At 72.4% G+C, this 23,055-nt stretch carries 22 protein-coding genes; 13 read left to right on the top strand and 9 right to left on the bottom strand.

The features are described from left to right. Nucleotides 1–32: 32 nt before the first annotated feature. A complete protein-coding gene (locus LDL48_RS06335) occupies nucleotides 33–458 on the bottom strand; it encodes a hypothetical protein (RefSeq protein WP_225254038.1) in 426 nt (141 codons plus the stop codon). Between the two features lie 59 nt (nucleotides 459–517). Next, nucleotides 518–1,465, bottom strand: coding sequence for a cytochrome c oxidase assembly protein (locus LDL48_RS06330; protein ID WP_225254037.1), 948 nt, complete (start codon nucleotides 1,463–1,465; stop codon nucleotides 518–520). A gap of 108 nt (nucleotides 1,466–1,573) precedes the next feature. Between LDL48_RS06330 and ctaE the strand changes: the two genes are divergently transcribed. Genes ctaE through qcrB form a run of 4 tightly spaced genes read left to right on the top strand, consistent with a single transcriptional unit; the run spans nucleotide 1,574 to nucleotide 5,787 of the window. Next, nucleotides 1,574–2,173 carry an aa3-type cytochrome oxidase subunit III gene (ctaE, locus tag LDL48_RS06325; RefSeq protein WP_225254036.1) on the top strand — a complete coding sequence of 200 codons (600 nt, stop codon included), beginning with the start codon at nucleotides 1,574–1,576 and terminating at the stop codon, nucleotides 2,171–2,173. 55 nt (nucleotides 2,174–2,228) lie between these two features. After that, nucleotides 2,229–3,077 (top strand): cytochrome bc1 complex diheme cytochrome c subunit, encoded by an 849-nt coding sequence (gene qcrC / locus LDL48_RS06320; protein ID WP_225254035.1) that lies wholly within the window; start codon nucleotides 2,229–2,231, stop codon nucleotides 3,075–3,077. Further along, nucleotides 3,074–4,171 carry a cytochrome bc1 complex Rieske iron-sulfur subunit gene (qcrA, locus tag LDL48_RS06315; RefSeq protein ID WP_372472051.1) on the top strand — a complete coding sequence of 366 codons (1,098 nt, stop codon included), beginning with the start codon at nucleotides 3,074–3,076 and terminating at the stop codon, nucleotides 4,169–4,171. The genes qcrC and qcrA overlap by 4 nt, the downstream gene beginning before the upstream one ends. After that, on the top strand, nucleotides 4,168–5,787 hold the full coding sequence (gene qcrB / locus LDL48_RS06310) for a cytochrome bc1 complex cytochrome b subunit (protein ID WP_225254034.1): 1,620 nt from the start codon (nucleotides 4,168–4,170) through the stop codon (nucleotides 5,785–5,787). Before qcrA ends, qcrB begins: the two co-directional genes overlap by 4 nt. A gap of 61 nt (nucleotides 5,788–5,848) precedes the next feature. Here the strand turns inward: qcrB and LDL48_RS06305 are convergent, their stop codons facing one another. The 5 genes from LDL48_RS06305 to LDL48_RS06285 form a co-directional block, all read right to left on the bottom strand. Continuing rightward, nucleotides 5,849–6,136: an Lrp/AsnC family transcriptional regulator gene (locus tag LDL48_RS06305; protein ID WP_225254033.1), complete on the bottom strand. Its 288-nt coding sequence runs from the start codon at nucleotides 6,134–6,136 to the stop codon at nucleotides 5,849–5,851. A 31-nt stretch (nucleotides 6,137–6,167) separates the two neighbouring features. After that, the gene (locus tag LDL48_RS06300) at nucleotides 6,168–6,992 is read right to left on the bottom strand and encodes a sugar phosphate nucleotidyltransferase (protein WP_225254032.1); all 825 of its coding nucleotides are present in this window, start codon (nucleotides 6,990–6,992) and stop codon (nucleotides 6,168–6,170) included. Continuing rightward, entirely contained in the window at nucleotides 6,989–7,513 is a 525-nt protein-coding gene (locus LDL48_RS06295; protein ID WP_225254031.1) for an NUDIX domain-containing protein, read from the bottom strand. The genes LDL48_RS06300 and LDL48_RS06295 overlap by 4 nt, the downstream gene beginning before the upstream one ends. A 32-nt stretch (nucleotides 7,514–7,545) precedes the next feature. Beyond that, nucleotides 7,546–9,339: a RelA/SpoT family protein gene (locus LDL48_RS06290; protein ID WP_225254030.1), complete on the bottom strand. Its 1,794-nt coding sequence runs from the start codon at nucleotides 9,337–9,339 to the stop codon at nucleotides 7,546–7,548. A gap of 86 nt (nucleotides 9,340–9,425) precedes the next feature. Further along, nucleotides 9,426–11,225 (bottom strand): DEDD exonuclease domain-containing protein, encoded by a 1,800-nt coding sequence (locus LDL48_RS06285; RefSeq protein ID WP_225254029.1) that lies wholly within the window; start codon nucleotides 11,223–11,225, stop codon nucleotides 9,426–9,428. A gap of 127 nt (nucleotides 11,226–11,352) precedes the next feature. Between LDL48_RS06285 and LDL48_RS06280 the strand changes: the two genes are divergently transcribed. The 7 genes from LDL48_RS06280 (at nucleotide 11,353) to LDL48_RS06250 (ending at nucleotide 18,704) form a co-directional block, all read left to right on the top strand. Further along, nucleotides 11,353–12,720, top strand: a complete 1,368-nt coding sequence (locus tag LDL48_RS06280) for an NYN domain-containing protein (RefSeq protein ID WP_225254028.1) — start codon at nucleotides 11,353–11,355, stop codon at nucleotides 12,718–12,720. A 105-nt stretch (nucleotides 12,721–12,825) separates the two neighbouring features. After that, nucleotides 12,826–13,047: a hypothetical protein gene (locus LDL48_RS06275; RefSeq protein WP_225254027.1), complete on the top strand. Its 222-nt coding sequence runs from the start codon at nucleotides 12,826–12,828 to the stop codon at nucleotides 13,045–13,047. 61 nt (nucleotides 13,048–13,108) lie between these two features. Further along, nucleotides 13,109–14,365: a M48 family metallopeptidase gene (locus LDL48_RS06270; RefSeq protein ID WP_225254026.1), complete on the top strand. Its 1,257-nt coding sequence runs from the start codon at nucleotides 13,109–13,111 to the stop codon at nucleotides 14,363–14,365. After that, on the top strand, nucleotides 14,365–15,495 hold the full coding sequence (locus LDL48_RS06265) for a glycosyltransferase family 4 protein (protein ID WP_225254025.1): 1,131 nt from the start codon (nucleotides 14,365–14,367) through the stop codon (nucleotides 15,493–15,495). Before LDL48_RS06270 ends, LDL48_RS06265 begins: the two co-directional genes overlap by 1 nt. Nucleotides 15,496–15,626: 131 nt before the next feature. After that, nucleotides 15,627–17,591: an ABC transporter ATP-binding protein gene (locus LDL48_RS06260; protein ID WP_225254024.1), complete on the top strand. Its 1,965-nt coding sequence runs from the start codon at nucleotides 15,627–15,629 to the stop codon at nucleotides 17,589–17,591. A gap of 39 nt (nucleotides 17,592–17,630) precedes the next feature. Further along, nucleotides 17,631–18,170, top strand: coding sequence for a TlpA family protein disulfide reductase (locus LDL48_RS06255; RefSeq protein ID WP_225254023.1), 540 nt, complete (start codon nucleotides 17,631–17,633; stop codon nucleotides 18,168–18,170). Between the two features lie 120 nt (nucleotides 18,171–18,290). Continuing rightward, complete coding sequence (locus tag LDL48_RS06250) at nucleotides 18,291–18,704, top strand: DUF4395 domain-containing protein (RefSeq protein ID WP_225254022.1); 414 nt, start codon at nucleotides 18,291–18,293, stop codon at nucleotides 18,702–18,704. 171 nt (nucleotides 18,705–18,875) lie between these two features. On the opposite strand, the gene LDL48_RS06245 is transcribed toward LDL48_RS06250, so the two are convergent. Together LDL48_RS06245 and LDL48_RS06240 are read right to left on the bottom strand one after the other, a co-directional pair. Further along, nucleotides 18,876–19,544, bottom strand: a complete 669-nt coding sequence (locus LDL48_RS06245) for a response regulator transcription factor (protein WP_023359837.1) — start codon at nucleotides 19,542–19,544, stop codon at nucleotides 18,876–18,878. A 7-nt stretch (nucleotides 19,545–19,551) separates the two neighbouring features. Continuing rightward, a complete protein-coding gene (locus LDL48_RS06240; RefSeq protein WP_225254021.1) occupies nucleotides 19,552–21,240 on the bottom strand; it encodes a GAF domain-containing sensor histidine kinase in 1,689 nt (562 codons plus the stop codon). A 115-nt stretch (nucleotides 21,241–21,355) separates the two neighbouring features. On the opposite strand from LDL48_RS06240, the gene LDL48_RS06235 reads away from it, so the two are divergent. Then, a complete protein-coding gene (locus tag LDL48_RS06235; RefSeq protein ID WP_225254020.1) occupies nucleotides 21,356–21,808 on the top strand; it encodes an SRPBCC family protein in 453 nt (150 codons plus the stop codon). A gap of 31 nt (nucleotides 21,809–21,839) precedes the next feature. After that, entirely contained in the window at nucleotides 21,840–23,033 is a 1,194-nt protein-coding gene (locus LDL48_RS06230) for a hypothetical protein (RefSeq protein ID WP_225254019.1), read from the top strand. Nucleotides 23,034–23,055 lie beyond the last annotated feature (22 nt).

The following is a 23,055-nucleotide window of genomic DNA, read 5'->3' as shown; positions in this document are numbered from 1 at the left end:
TCCGTCGGGGGGTACGGCGGGACTGGGTCGGGTCAGCCGAGCGTGCCGAGGGTGCCGAGCGGCACCACGCCGTTGCGCCGGGCGCGGATCATGCCGGCCACGGCCTGGCCGGTGGTCACCGGGTCCAGCGGGTACATCAGGGTGTGGTCCACCTGGGCGAACGCGGCCAGCCAGCGGTCCGCGGCGCGGGCGATCACGACGCAGGTGGGCGGGGGCTCGGCGTACTCGTCCTTGACCTGGCGGGCGATGCCGAGACCGCCCGCGGGGGCCGCCTCGCCGTCCAGGATCATCAGGTCGATCTCGTAGTCGTCGAGCAGCCGGCGGCAGTCCTCCCAGGTCGACGCGTCGACGAACTCGATCGACAGGTCGGCCGCGGGCCGGGGACCGATGGCCAGCCGGATCTTGTCGCGCACGGCGACGTCGTCGCTGTAGAGCAGGACGGTGTACTTGTCGCTCATCGGGTGATCCAGCTCCTCGAGGGGAACGCCATGGCTGCGCGCTGATCGTACCGAATCGGCTAATCAGCCCGTGGCCCGACCGCGTCCGTGTCGGCCCGCGCGGCCTCGGCCTCGGCGCGGTCCAGCGCCCGGTCGGTGCGGCGGGCCTCGCGCTCGGACTGGCGGATCCACTGCAGCACCAGGATGCCGAGCATGGTGACGCTGACGATCTCGCCGCCGGCCCACAGGATGCCGCCCGCGACGACCTGGTCGCTGCGCGGGTCGGCCCAGGTCAGGTGCAGGTTCGGGTACCAGTCGCCGCCGAGCAGGGTCTGACTTTGCATGATGGTCAGCCCGAACACCGTGTGGAACGGCACGGACAGCACCATGAGCAGGGCGCGGGCCGGGTACGGCCAGCGGTTCGGCAGCGGGTCCTGACTGAGCAGCGGCCAGAAGAACAGGCAGCCGGTCACGATGAAGTGCACGTGGACGAGCTCGTGCAGCCAGGCGTGTTCCAGCGTGGCCCGGTAGACGTCGGTGAAGTACAGGATGAACGGGTTCGCGATGAAGAGCCCGAATGCCACCAGCGGGAACGTCAGCACCCGGGCGACCCGGCTGTGCAGCACGGCGAGCAGCAGCTTGCGCGGGCGTACCCGCAGGTTGCGCAGGGCCAGCGTGACCGGCGCACCGAGGGCCAGGAAGATCGGGCCGACCATGGTCAGCACCATGTGTTGCACCATGTGCACGGACAGCAGTGTGGTGTCGTACGCCTCGATGCCGGTCACGGTGACCGCGGCGATCGAGCCCAGGCCGCCGAGCAGGAACGCCACCGTGCGCCCGGCCGGCCAGCCGTCCCCGCGCTGCCGGAGCCGGTACACCCCGTACAGATAGAGCGCGGCCGCGACCACCAGGAACAGCGCGATCAGGCTGGTCAGGCGGATCTGCGTGAAGATCGTCGCGGCGGTGAACTCCGGCGGCACAGTATCCCCGGCCGCGTCGGCCAGGAGGCTGATTTCGGCATGCTGCACCCCTCGAGGCTAGGCGCACCGCACTGGAGATCATCATGCCGGGCCGCAGGGACGCGCGGATTGGGCCCCCCGCGCACGTTCTCCTGATCGCGGGGCAATAATGAGGCCGTGACAGCGGCCTCAGCCATCGACAAGAGCCGGATCCACTCGCTGACTCGTCCCAACATGGTCAGCGTCGGGACCATCGTGTGGCTCTCCAGCGAGCTCATGTTCTTCGCAGCCTTGTTCGCGATGTACTTCGCGATCCGCGCGGCGGACTACAGCATGTGGGAGCGGCACACCGAGCACCTCAACATCCCGTACGCGACCACCTTCACGGTGATCCTCGTGCTCTCCTCGGTGACCTGCCAGCTCGGCGTCTTCGCGGCGGAGAAGGGCGACGTCTTCGCGCTGCGCCGCTGGTTCGCCATCACGTTCGTGATGGGCCTGATCTTCGTGCTCGGCCAGGCGAACGAGTACCGCGAGCTGGTGCACGAGGGCATCAAGATCAACGCCGACGGGTACGGTTCGATGTTCTACCTGACGACCGGCTTCCACGGCCTGCACGTGACCGGTGGTCTGATCGCCTTCATCGTCTTCATGATCCGCACCACCATGGGGCGGTTCACGCCGGCGCAGGCCACCTCGGCGATCGTGGTGTCGTACTACTGGCACTTCGTCGACGTGGTGTGGATCGCGCTGTTCGCCATGATCTATTGGCTGCAGTAACCGTGGGCTGTCGCCCGTTCGTCCGTGAGTCAGGTCAAATCCAAGAGGACAGCCCATGAGTTCTGACACCCCAGCCGGCCGGCGCTTCAGGGTGTTCCGCCGGCGACGGTCGGCGCCGAGCCGGTTGCGCCGGCGCGTCGGCGCGGTGGTGCGCATGGCGGCCGCGCTCGCCCTCGCGGGCGGCGTCTACACCGCCTTCGCGCCGGGTGCGCTCGCCAAGGACACCCCCCAGCTGTCCGCGGCCGCGGCCGAGGGCAAGGCCCTCTTCGACAACAGCTGCATCTCCTGTCACGGTGCCAACGCCCAGGGCGTCGAGGGACGCGGCCCCAGCCTGATCGGCGTCGGGTCCGCGTCGGTGGAGTTCCAGGTGGGCACGGGCCGGATGCCGATGGCCCGGCAGGAGGCCCAGGCGGAGGAGAAGCCGCCGCAGTTCGACAAGGCGCAGACCAAGCAGCTGGCGCAGTACGTGCAGGAGCTGGGCGGCGGCCCGCAGCTGCCGAGCGGCGAGCTCACCGTCGACCTGGCGGAGGACCCGGAGGCGCTGGCCCGCGGCGGCGAGCTGTTCCGGATCAACTGCACCTCGTGCCACAGCTTCGGCGGTGCGGGCGGCGCCCTGTCCTCGGGCAAGTACGCCCCGTCCCTGCACGACGCCACCGCCGAGCAGATCTACGCGGCGATGCTCTCCGGCCCGCAGAACATGCCGGTGTTCGGCGACAACCAGCTCACCCCGGACGAGAAGCGCAAGCTCATCACGTATGTCACGCTGCAGCTGCAGCAGGACAAGGATCCGGGTGGTCTGTTCAACCTCGGACGGTACGGCCCGGTGACCGAAGGACTGGCCATCTTCCTGGTGGGCATCACGATCCTGGTCTTTACGTCGCTGTGGATTGCGGGGAAGTCATGACGGTCATGAAGGAAGGGGCGCACGGCGCCGGCACGAAGCCGGTCGACGTGCAGGATCCGCGGCTCAGCCGTTTCGAGATCGTCCGTGAGGGCGCCCGCCGGGACGACATCGAGATCGTCACGTACGAGTCTCAGTTCCCGACGCCGAACTCGAAGGCGGAGAAGCGCGTCGTCCGTACCATCGCGCTGTTCTTCCTGCTCTCCGGCGCAGCCGCCCTGGCCTTCCTGGGCTTCTACATCTGGTGGCCGTGGAAGTTCGAACTCGGCAACACCTCGAGCGACTACTACACCGTGCTGCTCGGCGTCACGCTCGGCGTGTCCCTGTTCTCGCTCGGCTTCGCGATCCTGACCTGGGCCAAGAAGCTGCTCCCGCACGAGGTCTCGGTGCAGGACCGGCACCACGCGCCGTCCAGCGACGACGACCGGCTGATCGCCGGCCAGACCATGGCGTACGTGGTGGACGAGCTGGGCGTGCAGCGCCGCCCGCTGCTCAAGGGCGCGATCGCGCTGGGGCTCGCCCCGCTCGGCCTGGTCGCCGTGGCGCCGCTGGTCGGCGGGATGATCCAGAACCCGCACGGCGACGACGACCCCATGCTGTTCACCACCGGGTTCAAGCCCCGCGACGGCGAACTGATCCGCCTCACCCGCGAGGACGGTTCCCCGATCCGGCCGGACGACGTCAGCGTCGGCGGTCAGATCACCGTGTTCCCCGGCGTGCCGCACGGCGCCACCAACGAGTACGCCGACTCGCCCACGCTGCTCATCCACCTGCGCGGTGGTGACGCGGAGAAGGCCCGCGCGGCTCTGGACGCGGACCGGATCAACCAGGGCGTAATGTGGGGTAACTACGTCGCGTACTCGAAGATCTGCACCCATGCCGGCTGCCCGGCCAGCCTGTACGAGCAGCAGACCAACCGTCTGCTCTGCCCGTGCCACCAGTCGCAGTTCCTGATCACCGACAACGCCCGACCCATCTTCGGTCCGGCCAGCCGGAGGCTCCCCGCCCTGCCGCTCGAGGTGGACGACGAGGGGTTCTTCGTGGCAAGTTCGGACTACCGGGAGACCGTCGGCCCCGACTTCTGGGAGCGGCCATGAAACGTCGTAAGTTCGATGTCGCGCAGGTTCCTGCCAACGTCGGCAAGGGTGTGGACGACCGGTTCCAGGCGGCCACGCCGCTGCGGGGCCTGCTGAACAAGGTCTTCCCCGACCACTGGTCGTTCCTGCTGGGCGAGATCGCACTGTTCTCGTTCGTCATCATTCTGCTCACCGGTACGTTCCTGACCCTCTTCTTCGACCCGTCGATGAAGGAGGTGCCGTACGAGGGTTCGTACTCCGCGTTGCGCGGCACCATGATGTCCGCCGCCTACGAGTCGTCGCTGAACATCTCGTTCGAGGTGCGCGGTGGTCTGTTCATGCGGCAGATGCACCACTGGGCGGCGCTGCTGTTCATGGCGGCGATCGTGGTGCACATGGCGCGGGTCTTCTTCACCGGCGCGTTCCGGAAGCCGCGCGAGGCGAACTGGGCGATCGGCGTCGCGCTGTTCCTGCTCGGCTTCCTGGCCGGCTTCACCGGGTACTCGCTCCCGGACGACGGCCTGTCCGGCACCGGCCTGCGGATCGCCTCGGCGATCTTCCTCTCCATCCCGGTGATCGGCACCTGGGCGTCGGCCTCGGTCTTCGGCGGCGAGTTCCCCGGCCACCTGATCATCGGGCGCTTCTACATCGCGCACGTGCTGCTCATCCCGGGCATCCTGCTGGCGCTGATCAGCGTCCACCTGGGCCTGGTGTTCAAGCAGAAGCACACGCAGTGGCCCGGCCCGATGCGGACCAACGCCAACGTGGTCGGCGAGCGCATGTTCCCGCGGTACGCGCTCAAGCAGGGCGGCTTCTTCATGGCGGTGTTCGGCGTCGTCGCGCTGATGGCCGGCCTGTTCCAGATCAACCCGATCTGGATCTTCGGGCCCTACCGCGCCGCCGAGGTGTCCTCGGGCAGCCAGCCCGACTGGTACGTCATGTTCATGGACGGGCTGGTCCGGCTCATGCCGGCCTGGGAGATCACGTTGCCGATCGGCGACGGCTACGTCATCCCGCCGCTGTTCTGGCCCGCCGTGGTGGGCCTGGGCGCGCTGACCACGGTGCCGATGTTCTATCCGTTCATCGAGGCGCGACGGCTCAAGGACAAGGCCTCGCACCACCTGCTGCAGCGCCCCCGGGACAACCCGGAACGCTCCGGCGTCGGCGCGATGGCGTTCACGTTCTTCATCATCGCCACCATCTCCGGCGGCAACGACGTGATCGCGGACAAGTTCCACATCAGCTTGAACGCGATGACCTGGGCCGGCCGCATCGGCCTGGTGATCCTGCCGCCGCTGGCGTACTACCTCACCGTGCGGCTCTGCCTCGGGCTGCAGCAGCACGACCGCGAGGTGCTGGCGCACGGGGTGGAGACCGGCATCATCAAGCGGCTGCCGAACGGCCAGTTCGTGGAGGTGCACCAGCCGCTGGGCCCGGTGGACGACCACGGTCACCCGCTGCCGCTGGAGTACGCCGGCTGGGTCGTACCGAAGAAGATGAACCGTCTCGGCGCTCTCGCGCCGGCGATCAAGGGCTTCTTCTTCCCGATCGAGAAGCCGAGCGAGGCCCCGGTGTCGCCGGGCATGCCGCCGGTGTCGCCGCGCGAGGAACGCGAGGAGATCACCACCGGTCGCTGACGCAGCGAGCGCAAGAAGGGCCCGCCTGAGACCAGGCGGGCCCTTCTTCACGTCGTGGCGGTCAGTCGGCGTCGTTCAGCCCGATCGCGAACGCGTCCTCCAGGTCGTGCCGCGAGTACGCCCGGAACGCGATGTGCGACTCCGTGTTGAGCACGCCCGGCGTCTTCGAGATGCGGCCCGCGATCACCTCGGCGATGTCGTCGAAGTGCGGCACCCGGACGACCGCGATCAGGTCCACGTTGCCGGCCACCGAGTAGACCTCGCTGACGCCGGGCAGGGCGGCCAGCGCCTCGGCGACCTCCGGAATGGAGTCGGTGGCGCAGTCGATGTGCACGATCGCGGTGTTCACGGGCGCTCCTTAAGGCTGTGATCGGTTCATGCTAGCGACCCGGGACCGTCAGGTCCGGGCCGGCGCGGATGACGTCGGTCAGGTCCTCGTCCGCGGCGACGACGGCGTCCGGCCACACCACGCACCGGGTCACCCGGCCGGCCACCACCGCGCCCGCGCCGACCACCGAGTCCTCGGCGTGGCCGGTGACCGTCGCGGCGGGATCGGTCGTCCCGGCGGCGGCGTGCAGGTTCGCCTCCAGGTAGGTGGCGGGCGTGCCGGTGTCCAGGTAGATGCCGTCGTACCCGATGAGTTCCAGCTCCCCGGCCTGTTCCGCGGGCCGCCAGACCAGCCGCACCAGGTCGCTCGGCTGGGCCGCCAGGTCGCGCAGGTAGCGCCAGGGGATCAGCGAAAAACCGGCGAACCGCCGCCCGCTGAAGCCGTCGTCGCCCGGCAGGACCGGCAGCGTGAGCATCCGGACCGTCTCGCCGCTCCAGCCGTCCAGCAGGGCCGCGACGTCCGGGCCGGGCCCGCGGTGCGGATCGGCGAGGTACGCGTCGGAGTTGCCCACCAGCGCTCCGCGGCCGTCGATCCAGCCCTTCAGCCGGCCCAGGCCGCCCGCGGTGCCGAGCGGGCCGTCCGGCTCGACCGACAGGTGGGCGCGCCCGGCGACGTGCCGTACCACCTGGTCGGCCAGGTAGGCGGCGTTCACCGCGACCGCGTCCGGGGCGAAGCCGAGGCCCGCCACCCGGCGCAGGGCGTGGTCGATCAGCGGGAGGTTGCCGACCGGACACAACGACTTGGGCATCAGCTCGGTCAGCGGACGGAGTCGTAGTCCTTCACCCGCGGCGAGCACCACCGCGCACACGGCCGTCACGGCCGCCCCGGGGCCACGCCGCCGGCCCGCGGGCCGATGCCGTAGATGCCGAGCAGCACCGCCGTGGGCGTGGTGAGCCGTGGCAGGTCGTCCAGCGGGAACCAGCCCGCCTCCAGTACTTCGCCGCCGTCCACGGCCAGGGTCGTCGTCGAGGACGGCACCGAGGCGCGGTAGACCATGTCCACCCAGCCCTTGAGGTGCACCACCGCGTTCGGGGTGGCCGGTTCCAGTTGCTCCGGGGCCAGCGCGACGCCGGACTCCTCGTGCAGTTCGCGGGCCGCGCCGACGGCCGGATTCTCGCGCCGCTTGAGCAGGCCGGCCGGCAGGCCCCAGGCGTGGCCGGGCGGCTGGCGCAGCAGCAACAGGCGGCCCGGGTCGGCGGCCTCGGAGTCCAGCACGAGGGTGACCGCGCCGACCGTGTACTTCGGCACCATCAGGCGCACCAGGTTACGGCGGGCGGGGACCGGCAGCCGGTAGAAGATCTGATAGGCGTATCCGCGCCAGCGCCGGGGGAGTTTCACGTCCGCAAGGCTATCGGGGGGATGCTCCCGGGTCAGTCCGGGTGGTCGACAAGCGCGATCAGCTGCTCGACCACCACGTCCGGGTCGAGGTTGCGCTCGACCACGGCGACCAGCATGGTCTCCAGGTCGGGGTAGCCGAGGTCGTCGGCGAGGCGGCGCAGCGGCACCTCGCTGGCCAGGCCGCGGTCGTGCTTGCGCAGGGTCAGCCCGATGGTGGCGCGGCCCAGCTTCACCTTGTCGGCGATGCTGATGCCGGGCTCGTTGTCCTCGGCGAAGTACCGGTTGATCTGCATCTGGGCCTGGCTGGACTTGACGAAGCCGAGCCATTCCCGGCGCGGGCCGCGCGGCGCGGTCGGCTCGACCTCGACGTGCCCGTCGTTCTCGGTGAAGATCTCCACCACGTCGCCGTCGCGCAGTTGCGAGCTGAGCGGTGCCAGGCGGCCGTTGATGGTGGCGGCGAGACACTGGTCGCCCTTGTCCGGGCTCAGTTCGTACGCCAGGTCGACCGGGGTGGAGCCGGCCGGCAGTTCGAACGTGTGACCGTGCGCGAACACCTGGATCTGGGCCTCGGACAGGTCGCAGCGCAGCGAGGCGAGGAACTGGGTGGAGTCGGTGGTGTCCTGTTCCCAGTCGAGCACCCGCTTGAGCCAGGTGAGCTGGTCCGAGCCGGGGGCTTCGCCGGCGTCGGAGGACTTGCGCGGGTAGCGGTAGTTGGTGGCCACGCCGTACTCCGCGCAGCGGTGCATCGCGTCCGTGCGGATCAGCACCTCGACCAGGCGGCCGTCCGGGCCGACCACCGTGGTGTGCAGGGAGCGGTACAGGTTGTTCTTGGGCGAGGCGATGAAGTCCTTGAAGCGTCCGGCGACCGGCCGCCACTGTCCGTGGATCGCGCCCAGCGCGGCGTAGCAGTCGGTGTCCGGGCCGTCCACGATGACCGCGATGCGGGGCAGGTCGAAAGGCACCTTATGACCACCCGCGACGGTGTCCTTCCAGATCGAGTAGAAGTGCCGGGGTCGCGGAGTCACCTCCGCGTCCACCTTGCTGCGCCGCATCGCGGCGCGGGCCTTCGCGGTCACGTCGGCGAGGTACTCGCCCCAGCCGGGACGGTTGCGGACGTGCTCCTCGATCCGCGCGTACGCGTCCGGTTCCAGGTGGTAGAGCACCACGTCGTCGAGGTCGCGCTTGAGGGCCTGGATGCCCAGCCGGTCGCAGAGCGGGACCAGCACGTCCAGCGTGGCGGTGGCGATCCGGGCGCGGGAGGCGGGGGAGCGGGCACCCAGCGTGCGCATGTTGTGCAGGCGGTCGGCGAGCTTGATGATCAGTACGCGGACGTCCTTGCCGGCCGCCACGATCATCTTGCGGATGGTCTCGGCCTCCGCGGCCTTGCCGTAGAACGCCTTGTCGAACTTGGTGACGCCGTCGACCAGGTGGGTCACCTCGGGACCGAAGTCGCCGTGCAGCGCCTCCAGCGTGTAGCTGGTGTCCTCCACCGTGTCGTGCAGCAGCGCCGCGACCAGCGTGGTGGTGTCCATGCCGAGTTCGGCGCAGATCTGGGCGACCGCGAGCGGGTGGGTGATGTACGGGTCACCGCTCTTGCGCATCTGACCGCGGTGCATGCTCTCGGCGATCGCGTACCCCCGGCGCAGCACCGCGGCGTCGGCCGACGGATGAATGCCGCGGTGGGTCCGGGTCAGCGTGGTGACCGGGTCGTCGTCGTTGCCCTGGAAGCTGAGGAAGGAGCGCAGACGTTGCGAGAGCGTTATCTCGGCGGGCGCGGTGGACGGGGCACGGCCGAGTGCGGCGCCGTGACCGGCGTCGACGTCCACTCGGACACCCCCTCACCGTTCGTCCGCATTTGTGATGCGGTGCCACCGCAAGATCGTCGGCTTGCCGACAATCATCTCGCGTTGCCTTACAGCCTAAGCGAGCGAGCGTCATCCGAACGGTCAGTTACCGATGAGCGAACGGACGAGTCTCGTGCCGATCCGGCGGCTTCCGCCCTGGTGAGCAGGTCGGAAAACCGCGCGGCGCCACGAGCCGGTGACACCCAGTCGCCGGAAGTCTCCACCAAACGGGTGTCCGGGCGTTCGAGCCACGCGAGGATGCGCTCAGTTTCCTCCGCGGAGGCGGCCGGCACCGGCCCCGGGCCGGGCCGCACGGTCTCCGCGGTGGCCCGGGCCATGTCGAGCGTCGGGCGGGGGTGCTGGCGCGGCGGCGAGGTCGCCGCGGCGGCCAGCCGGCCGTGCCGGACCACCACGATCTCCCACCCGCCGATCTGGTCCCGGCGGGCCGCCACCATCTCCGGCAGCCGGGTCAGCGCGCCCAGCCGTTGCATCCGCACCGTGGCGCGCAGCAGCGCGACCAGCCGGGACCGCACCACCGCGGCCTCCTCGTAGCGCTGCCGCCCGGACAGCACCTCGATCCGGGCCAGCAGCGCGTCCACGATCGGCCGCGGGTCGCCCTCCGTCGCGGTACGGAACGGGATCGCGGCGCGGGCGGCGTACTCCTCCGGGCTGATCTGGTGCTCACAGGGTGCCGGGCACCGGCCCAGCTCGGCCAGCGCGCAGGCCGGCGTGATCGTCCGGACCGAGAGCTTGTGCGTGCACTGGCGCAGCGGCACCGCGTCGTAGACCCCGGCCGCGGCCAGCTCGGCGGTGCGCCGGGAGGAGAACGGGCCCAGGTAGGTGGCGTCGTCGTCGGCCAGCGCGCGCACCACCGACAGCCGGGGGTAGACCTCCGCGGTCAGCTTCAGCCAGACCACCCGTTCCGGATATTTCGACCGGCGGTTGTACGGCGGCGCGTGCGCCGCGATCAGGCGCAGCTCGCGGACCTCCGCCTCCAGCGAGTGGGCACACTCCACCGCCTCCACCCGGGTGGCCGCCCCGAGCATCTCGGAGATCCGGGCCCGTTTCTCGCTGGCGGTGAAGTAGCTGCGGACCCGGGTGCCGATGTCCTTCGACGTACCCACGTAGAGCGGGCGGTCGTCGGCGGCGCGGAACACGTAGACCCCGGGGACGTGCGGCAGGCCGTCGGCCAGGTGGCGCTGACGGCGCTGGGTGGGCGTGACCGCCTTGGCGAACTCGGCCGCGTCGCCCAGCGTGTGCACCCGGAAGCTGCCCAGGCGCTCGATCAGGCCGTGCAGCACGTCGACGGTCGCCTTCGCGTCGTCCAGCGCGCGGTGGATCGGCTGGACCCGGGCGTGGAAGAACTGGGCCAGCGTGGCCAGCTTGCGGTTCGGCACCTCGTCGCGGGTCAGCGCGCGGCGGGCCAGCGCCGCGGTGTCCAGCACCCGGATCTGCGGCCACGGGTAGCCGTGCCGGGCGCAGGCGGCCTTGAGGAACCCCACGTCGTAGGGCGCGTTGTGGGCCACCAGCACCGCGCCGCGGAGGAACTCCAGCAGGCTGGGCAGCACCGTCTCGATCCGCGGGGCCGGCGCCAGCATGGCCTCGGTGATGCCGGTCAGCACCGTGATGAACGGCGGCAGCCGCTCGCCCGGGTTGACCAGCGTGGCGAAGACGCCCAGCTCCTCGCCGCTGCGCACCTTGACCGCGCCGATCTCGGTGATCCCCCCGCCGTCCGGCGCGCCGCCGGTCGTCTCCAGGTCGAGCACCACGAACGTGGTGTCCCGCAGGGACAACGCCGCCGGGTCGACCGAGCCGTCGGCGCTCAGGAGGGTGTCCAGAGTGCCCTGGACGTATGCCGGTTGTGCCACGGCGGGCAATCTAGGACGGGGGTACGACAAAGTTCCGCGACGGCCCGTCCGGGCGGTTTCCCGGGCCGGCCAAAAGATCACCTACGTCCACGGGCTGTTCACCCGGGTGCGGTGGGAGAATGGATTCATGTCCGCGCCTGCGCCGTTCGAAGACGACCTCCCCGAGGAGGCGGCTGCCGACGTGGACCTGGTGCCCGAACCGACCCTGCCCGAGCAGGTCCGGCAGCGGGTCACGGCGCTCGCGGCGGCCGCTCTGCCCGGCCTGGCCGGCGACGAGATCCCGGTTCCGCTGCGGCGGGTCGCCCGATTCGCACCGAATCGCCGGGCCCGCCTGGGTGGGGCCGCGGTGGCCGCCCAGCTCGCCTCGGACCCGCTGTTCCGGCAGCGGATCGGCGCCCGGGTGGTGACCGACACCGGCGACCTGGGCGCCGCCGTGGTGGGCGGGATGGCGCCGGCCGCGGCCGATCCGGTGGAGGTCGCCGCGATCGCCTACCTGGCCCGTCCGGAGGGCTGGCGGGACCTGGTCGGTGCGGCCGGGGAGGCGGTCCGCGCGGAGGCGGACAGCGCCGCGGTCGCGCACCTGATCCGCGAGGCCGAGCAGCGTGCCGCCCGGGCTGAACACGACCGCGCGGTGGCCCGGGTGGAGGCCGACAAGCTCCGTGACGAGCTGGCCCGGGTCCGCGAGGAACTGGGCCAGTTGCGTGAGGAGGCCCGGTCCACCGGCAAGGCGCTGCGCGAGGCGCTGGCCGCGCAGAAGCGGGCCGCCGACCTGCTGGCCACCGAGAAGGGTCGGGCCGCGCGGGCCACCGCGGACCACGAGGCCGAGGTACGCCGGCTCAAGACCCGGCTGGCGGAGGCGGAGGCGGCCGCGGCCACCGGCAAACAGACCGCCAAGGACGCCCGCGCGGTCGACGACGCCCGCCTCTGGCTGCTGCTCGAGACGATCGGCCAGGCGGCGTCCGGGCTGCGCCGGGAGCTGGCGCTCGGCCCGGCCGACAAGCTGCCCGCGGATTTCGTGGCGGACACCGCGGCGGACCGCCCCGGTACGCCGGAACGGTCCCGGGCCCGGGCGCAGGACACCGACGACCCGGCCCGGCTGGACCAGTTGCTCGCGCTGCCCCGGGCGCACCTGATCGTGGACGGCTACAACGTGACCAAGCGCGGCTTCGCCGAGATGTCGCTGGAGCAGCAGCGCAAACGCCTGGTCACCGGGCTGGGCGGGATCGCCGCGCAGACCGGCGACGAGGTGACCGTGGTGTTCGACGGCGCGGAACGGGTGCACGGCCTGCCGCCGGCCCCGCGCGGGGTACGCGTGCTGTTCTCCCGCAAGGGCGACACCGCGGACGAGTTGATCCGTCAGCTGGTCCGGGCCGAACCGGCCGGCCGGCCGCTGGTGGTGATCTCGTCGGACCGGGAGGTCGCGGACGGGGTACGGCGGCACGGCGCGTACCCGATGGGCGCCGACTCGTTGCTGCGCCGGCTCAGCCGCTCCTGATTTTGTCGTACCCCCTCCTTAGCGTGACTGTCACCGATGGTGGTCGGTTCGCGACGGTGCTTCCCCCGTTGACGTCGCGGCCGTCCGCCAGGCAGAGGAGGAGCCATGATCATCGACTGCGGGCGCTGCGCCGAGCGGGCCGATGACTGTCGCGGATGCCTGGTCAGCACGCTGCTGGACACCCACGACGGGATCACCGATCTCACCCCCAACGAGCTGCGCGCGATCGAGACGTTCGAGCTGGCCGGGTTCGACGTGGAGCTGCTGGAGACGCCGGCGCCGCCGGTCGCGGTGCCGATGCTGCCGCGCCGCCGCCACGTGGCGTGAGGCCGGGCGTCTCTAGGATGATCGCGCGAGCGGACCACGACGCGGTGCGGGAGGAGGGGACATGACGCCACGGCTCTGGGCCGGCGGCGCCCTCGGCGTGCTGGCGGTGGTCCTGGTGGTGCTCGCCGTCGCGCTGATCCCGTGGCACCGGCCGCCCGCCCCGCGCCCGGACCAGCTGGCCGCGCTCGGGCAGCTGCCCGGCGAGCAGGTCGAGCGGGCCCGCGCCTTCCATGCCGCGCTGCGCCCCGGTTCCTACGGCGCGATGGTGCTCGGCCTGGCGGCGGCGCTGCTGCTCGGGCTGACCCCGCTGGGCGCCCGGCTGGTGTCGCTGGCCGGCCGCCCGTTCGGCGACCACTGGATCGCACAGGCGGTGCTCGGCGGGCTGGCCGTGGTGCTGCTGGTCGAGGTGCTCACGCTGCCGCTGGCGGCGTGGCGGCACACCGTCGTGGTGCGGTACGGCATCTCCACCCAGGGCTGGGGCGCGTGGTCGGTCGATGTCGCCAAGTCCTACGCGGTGGGCGCGGTGATCGGCGGCCTCGCGCTGCTCGGCTTCTACACCGTGATCCGGCTGGCGCCGCGCTGGTGGTGGGCGTTCGGCGCGGCCGGCGCCGCCGCGCTGGTGGTGCTGCTGTCGTTCGTGCTGCCGGTGGTGGTCGAGCCGATCTTCAACAAGTTCACCCCGATGGCGGAGGGTCCCCTGCGCACCGAACTGATGACGCTGGCCGCTCGCGACGGCGTGCCGGTGCGCGACGTGCTGGTGGCGGACGCGTCCCGCCGCACCCGCGCGGTCAACGCGTACGTGTCCGGCTTCGGCCCGACCCGGCGGATCGTCGTCTACGACACCATGCTGACCGAGGCCACGCCGGACGAGGTGGCCTCCGTGGTGGCCCACGAACTGGGCCACGCCAAGGACAACGACGTCCTGATCAGCACCGCGATCGGTGCGCTCGGTGCGGCCGCCGCCGTGGTCTTCCTCTACCTGCTCGGCGCGTGGACGCCGCTGCTGCGGCTGGCCGGCGTCTCGTCGATCGGCGAGCCCCGGGCGATCGGGCTGCTGCTCGCGGTCGTCGCGGTGGCCGGGCTGGTGTCCGGGCCGGCGCAGGCGTTCGTGTCCCGGCGCATCGAGGCCCGCGCCGACGCGCACGCGCTCGCGCTGACCGGTGACCCGGCGACGTTCGAGTCGATGCAGCGCCGGCTCGGCACGGTGAACCTCTCCGATCCCGACCCCCCGGCCTGGGAGCACGCGCTGTTCGCCTCGCATCCGTCCACGGTGGAGCGGATGGCCGCCGCCCGCGCGTACGCCCGGGGGGAACGCTGATGGGCCGCACCCTGCTGATCACCAACGACTTCCCGCCCCGGGCCGGCGGCATCCAGCAGTTCGTGCACAACCTCGCGGTGCGCCAGCCGGCGGATTCCGTGGTCGTCTACGCCTCCACCTGGAAGGGTGCCGCCGCGTTCGACGCCGAGCAGCCGTTCGAGGTGGTCCGCGAGGACACCTCGGTGCTGCTGCCCACGCCCGCGGTGGCGCGCCGGGCGGCCGAGCTGGCCCGGGCGCACGACTGCGACCGGGTCTGGTTCGGCGCCGCCGCTCCGCTCGGCCTGCTCGCCGACGGCCTGCGCCGCACCGCCGGCATCCGCCGTGCGGTGGCGCTGACCCACGGGCACGAGATCGGCTGGGCGGCCCTGCCCGGCGCCCGGCAGGCGCTGCGGCGGATCGCCCGCGGCAACGACGTGGTCACCTACCTCACCGACTATCAGCGGGTCCGGCTGGACCGCGCGCTGCACGGGCTCACCGACCTGCACCGGCTGCCGCCCGGCGTGGACGTCGACGCGTTCCACCCCGGCGTCGACGGTTCCGACATCCGCCGCCGGTACGGCCTCACCGGCCGCCCGGTGATCGTGTGCGTGTCCCGGCTGGTCCCTCGCAAGGGCCAGGACATGCTGATCCGGGCGCTGCCGCTGATCCGCCGCCGGGTGCCCGGTGCCGCGCTGCTCCTGGGCAGCGGCGGACCGTACCGGCCGAAGCTGGAACGGCTGGTCCGCGAGCACGACGTCGAGTCCGACGTGGTGTTCACCGGTTCGGTGCCGTGGGCCGAGCTGCCGTCGCTGTACGCGGCCGGCGACGTCTACGCGATGCCCTGCCGCACCCGGGCCGGCGGCCTGGACGTCGAGGGCCTCGGCATCGTCTACCTGGAGGCCTCGGCGACCGGACTGCCGGTGGTGGCGGGCGACTCGGGCGGCGCACCGGACGCGGTCCGGGAGGGCGAGACCGGGTACGTGGTGGGCGGCCGGGACGTGCACGCCGTCGCCGGCCGCATCGTGGACCTGCTGGCCGACCCGGTCCGGGCCAAGGAGATGGGCGCGGCGGGGCGGTCCTGGGTGGAACGCGAGTGGCGCTGGGAGCGGCAGGCGGGCCGCCTGGAGACGCTTCTGAGCCTGAATGAATAGTCACTCCTAGTCCTGTGTATAGACACACTCCGTTCTGGCGGCGTATCAACGGCTGAGGGGCCGGCACGGGCGTGCGGTGCGGCACGCCCGGGCACGGCTCGTGGCCCGCGACGCCCGGGACGGGAGCGCCGATGCAGGACGCCACGGCCGACGACACGCAAACGCCGGGCCGGGTCGGTGACGGGGCCGGGACGCCACCGGGGCAGGGCGGGAACGACGTCGGTGCCGAGTGGGCCGACGACGGTGAGCTGGCGCTGCCGTACTGGATGACCAGCACCGAGGAGGCGGCCAACACCAGCTTCCTGCGGATGCTGCGCCGGTTGCCGCGACTGCTCCAGCAGGCCTGGCTGCTCGCCTGGCGGGCCAGCCGGCGCACCACCGCGGCCGTGGTGACGCTGCAGATCGCGGCCGGAGCCGCCAGCGCGGTCAGCATGATCAGCGTGGTCGGGGTCTTCGACGGCCTGCTGCGCGACGGGCCGACCCCGGACCGGGTGCGTGCCGCCGTACCCTCGCTGGTCCTGCTCGTCGGCGCCGCGGCCGTGCGCGGCGTGCTCTCCTCCGCCGCGGCCGCCGCCAACGGCCGCCTGTCACCCCAGGTGTACCAGGCCGCCGAACTCCGGCTGCTCGACCTCACCACCCGCGTCGACCTGTCCACCTTCGACGACCCGAGCTGGCGCGACGCCATGGAACGGGCCCGGGACCGGGGCATCGCCGCCGCCGAGCAACTCGTCGACCGCGCCATCGAACTGGTCACCAACCTCATCGCGCTGGCCGCGGCGGCCGGTGTGCTCGCCGTGCTGCACCCCGTCCTGCTGCCGTTGCTGGTGCTCACGGTCATCCCGGTCGGCTGGGCGGCGGTGCGGTCCGCGCGCCTCGGATACCGCTCGGTGCTGCGCCTCATCGCCGTGTGGCGGCGCCAGCGGATGCTCGCCGAACTGCTCGCCGCCCGGGAACCCGCGTCCGAACTGCGGGCGTTCACGGTGCGCGAGTTCCTGCTCGCCGAGGTCCGGCGGGTGCTGGCCATCTCCACCGCGGAGGAGATCCGGATCTCCGGGCGGCGGGTCCGGACCACGCTCGTCGGCACGGCACTGAGCGCGGTGGCCACCGGTGCCACGTACGCGACCCTGCTCTGGCTGCTGTGGACCGGCCGGATGGACCTGGCGGCGGGCGGCGCGGCCGCGTACGCGATCAACATGGGCATCGGCAAACTCACCGAGCTGGCCTTCACCGCGAACCGGGTGTTCGAACAGGGTCTGTACTTCGCCGACTTCCAGGGCTTCTGCGAGCTGTCCGAGCACCGTGCCGAACCGGCGCCGGGCGGCGTCGCGCCGGCACAGTTCGCCGAGGTCCGCCTGGACGGTGTCACGTTCAGCTATCCGGACGCCGAGCGACCCGCCGTCCGCGACGTCACCATGACGCTGCGCCGGGGTGAGGTGGTCGCGCTGGTCGGCGAGAACGGCTCCGGCAAGTCCACGCTCGCCGCGCTGCTCGCCGGCCTCTACCGGCCGCAGCGGGGCACGGTCCGGTGGGACGACGTGGACGCCCGGGCCTACGACCCGGAGACGATCCGCGAGCGGGTCGCGGTGGTGCTGCAGGAACCGACCCGGTGGCCGCTCTCCGCGCGGACCAACATCACCATCGGACGGTACGACCGCCAGGTACGGGCCGGCGACGTGCACGAGGCGGCCCGGGCCGGCGACGCCCACGACTTCGTGATGGAACTCAGCCGCCAGTACGACACGCTGCTGTCCCGGCACTTCACCGACGGCGCCGACCTGTCCGGCGGCCAGTGGCAGCGGCTCGCGGTCAGCCGGGCGTTCTACCGGGACGCGCCGCTGCTGATCTGCGACGAACCCACCGCGAACCTGGACGCCCGCGCCGAGCACGAGGTGTACCGCCGGCTCCGCGACTTGGCCGCCGGCCGGACCGTCGTGCTGATCACCCACCGGATGGCGAGCGTGCGGGAGGCGGACCGGATCTACGTGCTGGACCACGGCGCGGTGGTCGAGGAGGGCGATCACGGGTCGCTGATGGCCGCGGACGGGATCTACGCCCAGTTGTTCACCCTGCAGGCGAGCGCCTACCAGCCGGGATGAGCGCGGGTGCTCCGCCGATGGCGTGTCAGAGTAGAGATCATGACCACCGGCCTGCTCGTCGTCGTCGCGGTGCTGCTCCTCGGCGGCGCGGTCGGCCTGTGGCGCCGGGGCACGGATGGCCGGCTGCGGCCGGTCGCCGCACCGCCGCCCGGGTCGGGTGGACGTGGAGCCGGGGAGGCGGACGTGACGGCCGGGGCTGGCGAGGGTGTGGTCGAGTCCGGGGCCGGCGCCGAGGCCCCGGAAGCGCAACCGGGGGAGCGGATCGACGCCGCCCTGCTGGCGTCGCTCGGTGTGGTGCCGGCCCCCGCGACCCTGCTGCAGTTCTCCACCGCGTTCTGCGCGCCGTGCCGGGCGGTGCGCCGGGTGTGCACCGACGTCGCGGCGATGCTGCCGGGCGTGCGGCACGTCGAGGTGGACGCGGAGAGCCACCTGGACGAGGTGCGGGCACTGGGCATCTGGCGCACGCCGACGCTGCTGGTGCTCGACGCGGACGGCCGGGTGGTCAAGCGGGCGACCGGCGTACCGGGTAAGCCGCACCTGATCGCCGCGGTGGCCGATCTGCTGTCCCCGTCGCGCTGACCCGGTACCGGCCGGGCCGACGTCGGCCTCCGGTCGATCCCCGGTTCCCCGAATCTGCACCCGGCCGAAGGTGATCATGCTCACCGGGTCACCGGGACGGTGAGCTGCCACAGTCTTCCCATGGAACTCGATCCCCGTGGCCAGCGCTTCGCCGCCGTGCTGACCAGCGCCGTCCTGGTCGCCGTCCTGGTCACCGGCGCCGGTTGGCTGGCCCTCGCGCAGGCCGCCGTCTTCGCGGTCACCGCGCTCGATCCGCAGCGCGGCCCGTACCCGCTGATCTTCCGTCTGCTCGTGCTGCCGCGCATCGGGCCGCCGGCCGAGCGGGAGCCGGCCGCGCCCGTGCGGTTCGCCCAGGTGGTCGGCTTCGCGTTCCTGGCGGTGTCCGCGGCGGGGTACCTGTCCGGGGTCGTGGCCGTGGGGGTCACGTTCGCGGCGATGGGGTTGTTCGCCGCGTTCCTCAACGCGGCGTTCGGCTTCTGCCTGGGGTGCGAGACCTACCTGGCGGCGCGCCGGTTGACCGCCCGGCGGCTCTGAGCTGGTCCGCTCGGTCACCGGGCGCCACCGCGCGGGCAGCCAAGTCCGGCCGAAGGTCGACCGGCCCGGACACGCCGCAACTGCCCGGAATGCCAAGAACCGCCCGACCTCAGTAGCGGCGGGCGGTTCGCAGCGGGCGGGTCCGGCTCCTCGCGCGGGGCCGGGCCGGGATCAGAATTTCGGCGCGTCGGGCGCTTCGAGCAGACCCAGCCGCAGTGCCGTCATGAGGGCCTGCGCGCGGTTCGCGGCACCGAGCTTCTCGTACAGCTTGGAGATGTGGGTCTTCGCCGTCGACTCGGAGACGAACAGCTGCTTGGCGATCCCGGCCACGCTCATGCCGTCGGCCAGCAGCCGCAGCACCTGGCCCTCGCGCGGGGACAGCTGCGGACCGGACGGCGCCAGCCGCCGCTTCATCGCCTCGGCCAGGTCGGCCGCGGTGAACGCGCTGGGCGCCGACGCGGCGTGCCGGGCGGCGGCCACCACCTCGTCCGCGGGCGCGGTCTTGGGCACGAACGCGCTGGCCCCGGCCTCGAGCGCGCCGAAGAGCTGGTCGTCACCGGCATACATGGTGAGGACCACGATGCCCATGTTGGCGTTGTTCTTGCGCAGCGCACGGGTGGCCTCCAGGCCGCTCCCGTCGGGCAGGCGCAGGTCCATGATCACGACATCGGGCTGCAGCGCACCGGCCTGGCGTACCGCCTCCGCGGCCGTTGCGGCCTCGCCGACGACCTCGAACTGCCGATCGCGCTCGAATGCGTGTCGCAGCCCCTTACGGATCAGGTCGTGATCGTCGACAAGGAGGACCTTGGTGCGCGTCGTCGGCATCGGACTGGTCGACATGCTCGGGTTACTCCCCTTCTGGAGCGGAAACGCTATCTCGCACGCTATCGCGCCGAGCGGAACTTCCGAGCACTACGGCAACGGTTGTCCCGCTGGGGTGTCGCGGCGTGATCTTGAGCCTTCCGCGGATTCGTTCGGCCCGTTCGGCCATGATGGTGAGCCCGTACCGTCCGTCCGGCCGGTCGTCGGCGAAACCCTTGCCGTCGTCGGAGACCTCGATCTCGGCGTACGGCGGGTCGACGGTGCACGTCACCCACAGGTTGGACGCGCCCGCGTGCTTGCGGGCGTTGGTGATCGCCTCCTGCGCGATGCGCAGCAGTTCCGCCTCGGTCGCGGCGGGCAGCCGGGCGGTGGACTCGTCGAACGTGAAGTGCACCCGCAGGCCGGCCGAGGTGCCGAGGGTGCGGGCGTACTCGGCGATGGCCGCCGCCAGACCGCCGTTGCGGTCCACCTCCGAGCGCAGCTCGAACAGGCTCAGCCGCAGCTCGGTGATGACCCGGGTGACCTCGCCGCGCAGCACGCGCAGCTCCTCCGCGGTCTCGTCGGCGCCCTCGGGGAGCGTCGCCGCGGCGTTGTCGATGCCGTACCCGACCATCACGAGTTCCTGCGCCACCCCGTCGTGGATCTCCCGGGCGAGCCGTTGGCGTTCCTCGTTGGTGGCCAGCGAGCGGACATCGTCGAAGAGAAGGGCGGCCTCCAGCCGCAGCGCGGCCGGGCCGGTCACCTCCAGGACCCGGTTGACGACCGCGGAGGGGTACGCCTGCGCGACGTCCGCCTCCAGGATCACCAGGCCGATGGTACGGACACCGGCGACCAGCGGCACCACGAGTGACGAGGCGTCTCCGCCCCGGTGCGAGCGCGCCTGGGACCGGCTGGCCGTCTGCGGCTGCTGGGTCGCCCAGGCGTCGGCGATCGCCGAGTCGGAGTCCAGCGTCGTCTCCCAGTCCACCCGGTCGGCACCGGTCTGCGCCAGCACCACCAGCCGGCCGCCACCGCTGGCCGACAGCACCGCCGCCCGGTGCCCCGGCGCGACCGCGCGCAGCTCCTCCAGCAGGTGCTCGGAGATGCCGCCCGGGTCCAGGGTGGCGCCGGGCAGCGACCGGGCCACGCTGCGCAGCTGGGTGAGCAGGCGGGTGGCCTCGGCGTACGGCTGCGGGGTGGGCTCGGCCGGCTGCATCAGCTGGCGCATGGTGTCGGTGGCGAACGTGATGATCGTGCCGAGCACCAGCCACTGCCCGCAGGCGACCAGGAAGCCGAACTGGGTGATCGGCCGCGGGTCGCCGACGAACGCGCCGCCCACCACCATCGTCGCGGCGGCCACGCCCAGCAGGGCGGCACCCTCGGTGGGCCGCCGGCGCAGCGCCGCGGTGAGCAGCGGGACGGCCAGGTAGGGCAGCACCGCCTCGGCGCCGAAGCCGGAGTCCAGCGTGCCGGTGCGCGCGGCCGCCACGGCCACCGACCCGGCGGCCAGCCCGGTCACGGCCACCTCGGCGAAGCGCCCGAACGGAGCCCAGATCCGGTGGTCCGGCGCGACGAACGCGGGCAGCGCGGCCACCAGGAGAAGAGCGATCCAGCCGAGCTGCGCGAACTCCTTCGTCGTGATCAGGGTCAGCGTCGTGACCAGGGCAATCATGACGATGCGGGCGGCCATCGCGAGCGGCTGGACGCGCGCCGGGACGGTGGGGGAGGCTGGCACGTGACGGATCGTAGTCGCACCCTCCGACATCGGCCCATCGGCGACTCGGCGCAGCCTGTTGACTCCTCGGCCCGGTCGCCGGGATTGTCGGTCGTACCGGGTAGCCTCCGGAGCTATGGCGGACACCTCGACGCAGTCGATCCAGGTTCAGGCGCCGCTCGCTCAGGTCGCCGCGGTGATCTGCGACTTCGCGCGCTATCCGGAGTGGGCGGAGGCGATGAAGCGGGTCGAGGTGGTGAGCGAATATGAGGACGGGTACGCCGCCGAGGTCCATTTCGTGATCGACGCCGGCGTGATGGCCGACGAGTACACCCTCGAGTACTCCTACGCCGAGGATCTGTCCCGCATCGAGTGGCACCTGGTCGCGCCGTCGAAGACGCAGAAGTCGCAGCAGGGTTCCTATGACCTGGTGGACGACGGCGCCGGCGGCACCACCGTGACGTACACCCTCGAGGTGGAACTCTCCATCGGCATGCTCGGCATGTTCCGGCGCAAGGCCGAAAAGATGATCATGGATACGGCGTTGAAGCAGCTCAAGCGCCGGGTGGAGAGCCTGACACAGGCCTGACACACCACAGCGGTACGGGCAGGGGGCACTCATGGCGGAAGGCACCGGATCGGCGCGCGAGGAGGCCGAGCGGCTGGTCGCCACCGTGCTCGCGATGGCGGTCCGCAGCGGCGTCACCCGGCCGGGTGGTCTCGGTGACACGGTGGCCGGCCTGGTCGGTCAGTTCACCGGGTCGTCCGGCGGGCACCGGTCCGGCGGCGACGCCGGTTCCGGGGCGCAGGCTCGCGGTGACGCCGGTCGCGGCACGGAGGCTCGCGGTGACGGCGGGGCCGCCGGAACCGACCCCGACAACGCCTCAGTGGCCGGGCACGGGGCCTGGGCGACCGGGAGCGCGGAGTGTTGCGTCTGCCCGATCTGCCGGGTGATCGCCGGTCTGCGCGACCCGAGCCCGCAGTCGGTGGAGCGGCTCGCCACCGGTGCGGGTGACTTCGCCACCGGCGTCGCCTCCCTGATGCGGGCGGTCTCGGCGATGAGCGGTGAGCGGCCCCGGCCCGCCCGCCCGGCCCCGCCACGTCCCGATCCCGACTCGGCCTGGGGCGCCGCGACCCGCCGGGGAGCCGCTCCGGCCGCCGCCCCCGCTCCGGACGGGAACGATTCGCCGTGGAGCGCGGCCACCCGCGAGGCCGCGGCCAAGGACGAGACGAGCCGGCGGGCCACCGCACGGCCGAAGCCGGGCCGACCGGGCGCTCCCGGCGCCGCGCGGCCGAAGCCGGGCGGGACTGGCTCTGCCGACGCCGCGCGCCCGGAGCCGGGCGGGACCGGCTCTGCCGACGCCGCCCCCACCACCCCGCAGCGGCCAGGGCCGAACGCGGCGCCGGCCACCGCCACCTTCAGCCCCGCCACCCCTGACCTCGCCACGCCCGGTTCCGCGAAGCCCGGCCTTGCCACGCCTGAGCTCGCCACGCCGGGTCCCACCACGCCGGGTCCCACCACGTCCGGTTCCGCGAAGCCCGGCTCCGCCACGCCCGGCGTGACCGCCCCCGGCACCGCCGCACCGTCCGCAGGATCACCCCCGTCCCGCCGCGTGGGCGGGGACGTGTGGGCCGCCGCCACCGCTGATAAGACTGTTCACGGCGTGGCGCAGCCGACCACCGTGGATCATGATGTTCCGGGCCGGCCGGCGGGTGCCGACCGGCCGGGTGCCGGATCTGCACCGGCCGCTGCGGCGGCCGAGGACCCGGACGCGGGTACGGGCGACGGCGCCCGCACCGGCGACCGGGTGTGACAAAACAGAGGGGACGGGCAGC

Source organism: Jidongwangia harbinensis, assembly GCF_020216025.1.
GTDB lineage: Bacteria > Actinomycetota > Actinomycetes > Mycobacteriales > Micromonosporaceae > Actinoplanes > Actinoplanes harbinensis.
The sequence above is the reverse complement of the archived record's forward strand: the minus strand, read 5'-3'. Positions and strand labels throughout refer to the sequence as shown.

Bases quoted from the DNA above. Each gene is read 5' to 3' on its own strand.
- LDL48_RS06335 (WP_225254038.1), bottom strand. From the start codon at position 458: ATGAGCGACAAGTACACCGTCCTGCTCTACAGCGACGACGTCGCCGTG.
- qcrC (WP_225254035.1), top strand. From the start codon at position 2,229: ATGAGTTCTGACACCCCAGCCGGCCGGCGCTTCAGGGTGTTCCGCCGG.
- qcrA (WP_372472051.1), top strand. From the start codon at position 3,074: ATGACGGTCATGAAGGAAGGGGCGCACGGCGCCGGCACGAAGCCGGTC.
- qcrB (WP_225254034.1), top strand. From the start codon at position 4,168: ATGAAACGTCGTAAGTTCGATGTCGCGCAGGTTCCTGCCAACGTCGGC.
- LDL48_RS06280 (WP_225254028.1), top strand. From the start codon at position 11,353: ATGTCCGCGCCTGCGCCGTTCGAAGACGACCTCCCCGAGGAGGCGGCT.
- LDL48_RS06275 (WP_225254027.1), top strand. From the start codon at position 12,826: ATGATCATCGACTGCGGGCGCTGCGCCGAGCGGGCCGATGACTGTCGC.
- LDL48_RS06270 (WP_225254026.1), top strand. From the start codon at position 13,109: ATGACGCCACGGCTCTGGGCCGGCGGCGCCCTCGGCGTGCTGGCGGTG.
- LDL48_RS06265 (WP_225254025.1), top strand. From the start codon at position 14,365: ATGGGCCGCACCCTGCTGATCACCAACGACTTCCCGCCCCGGGCCGGC.
- LDL48_RS06260 (WP_225254024.1), top strand. From the start codon at position 15,627: ATGCAGGACGCCACGGCCGACGACACGCAAACGCCGGGCCGGGTCGGT.
- LDL48_RS06255 (WP_225254023.1), top strand. From the start codon at position 17,631: ATGACCACCGGCCTGCTCGTCGTCGTCGCGGTGCTGCTCCTCGGCGGC.
- LDL48_RS06250 (WP_225254022.1), top strand. From the start codon at position 18,291: ATGGAACTCGATCCCCGTGGCCAGCGCTTCGCCGCCGTGCTGACCAGC.
- LDL48_RS06245 (WP_023359837.1), bottom strand. From the start codon at position 19,544: ATGTCGACCAGTCCGATGCCGACGACGCGCACCAAGGTCCTCCTTGTC.
- LDL48_RS06235 (WP_225254020.1), top strand. From the start codon at position 21,356: ATGGCGGACACCTCGACGCAGTCGATCCAGGTTCAGGCGCCGCTCGCT.
- LDL48_RS06230 (WP_225254019.1), top strand. From the start codon at position 21,840: ATGGCGGAAGGCACCGGATCGGCGCGCGAGGAGGCCGAGCGGCTGGTC.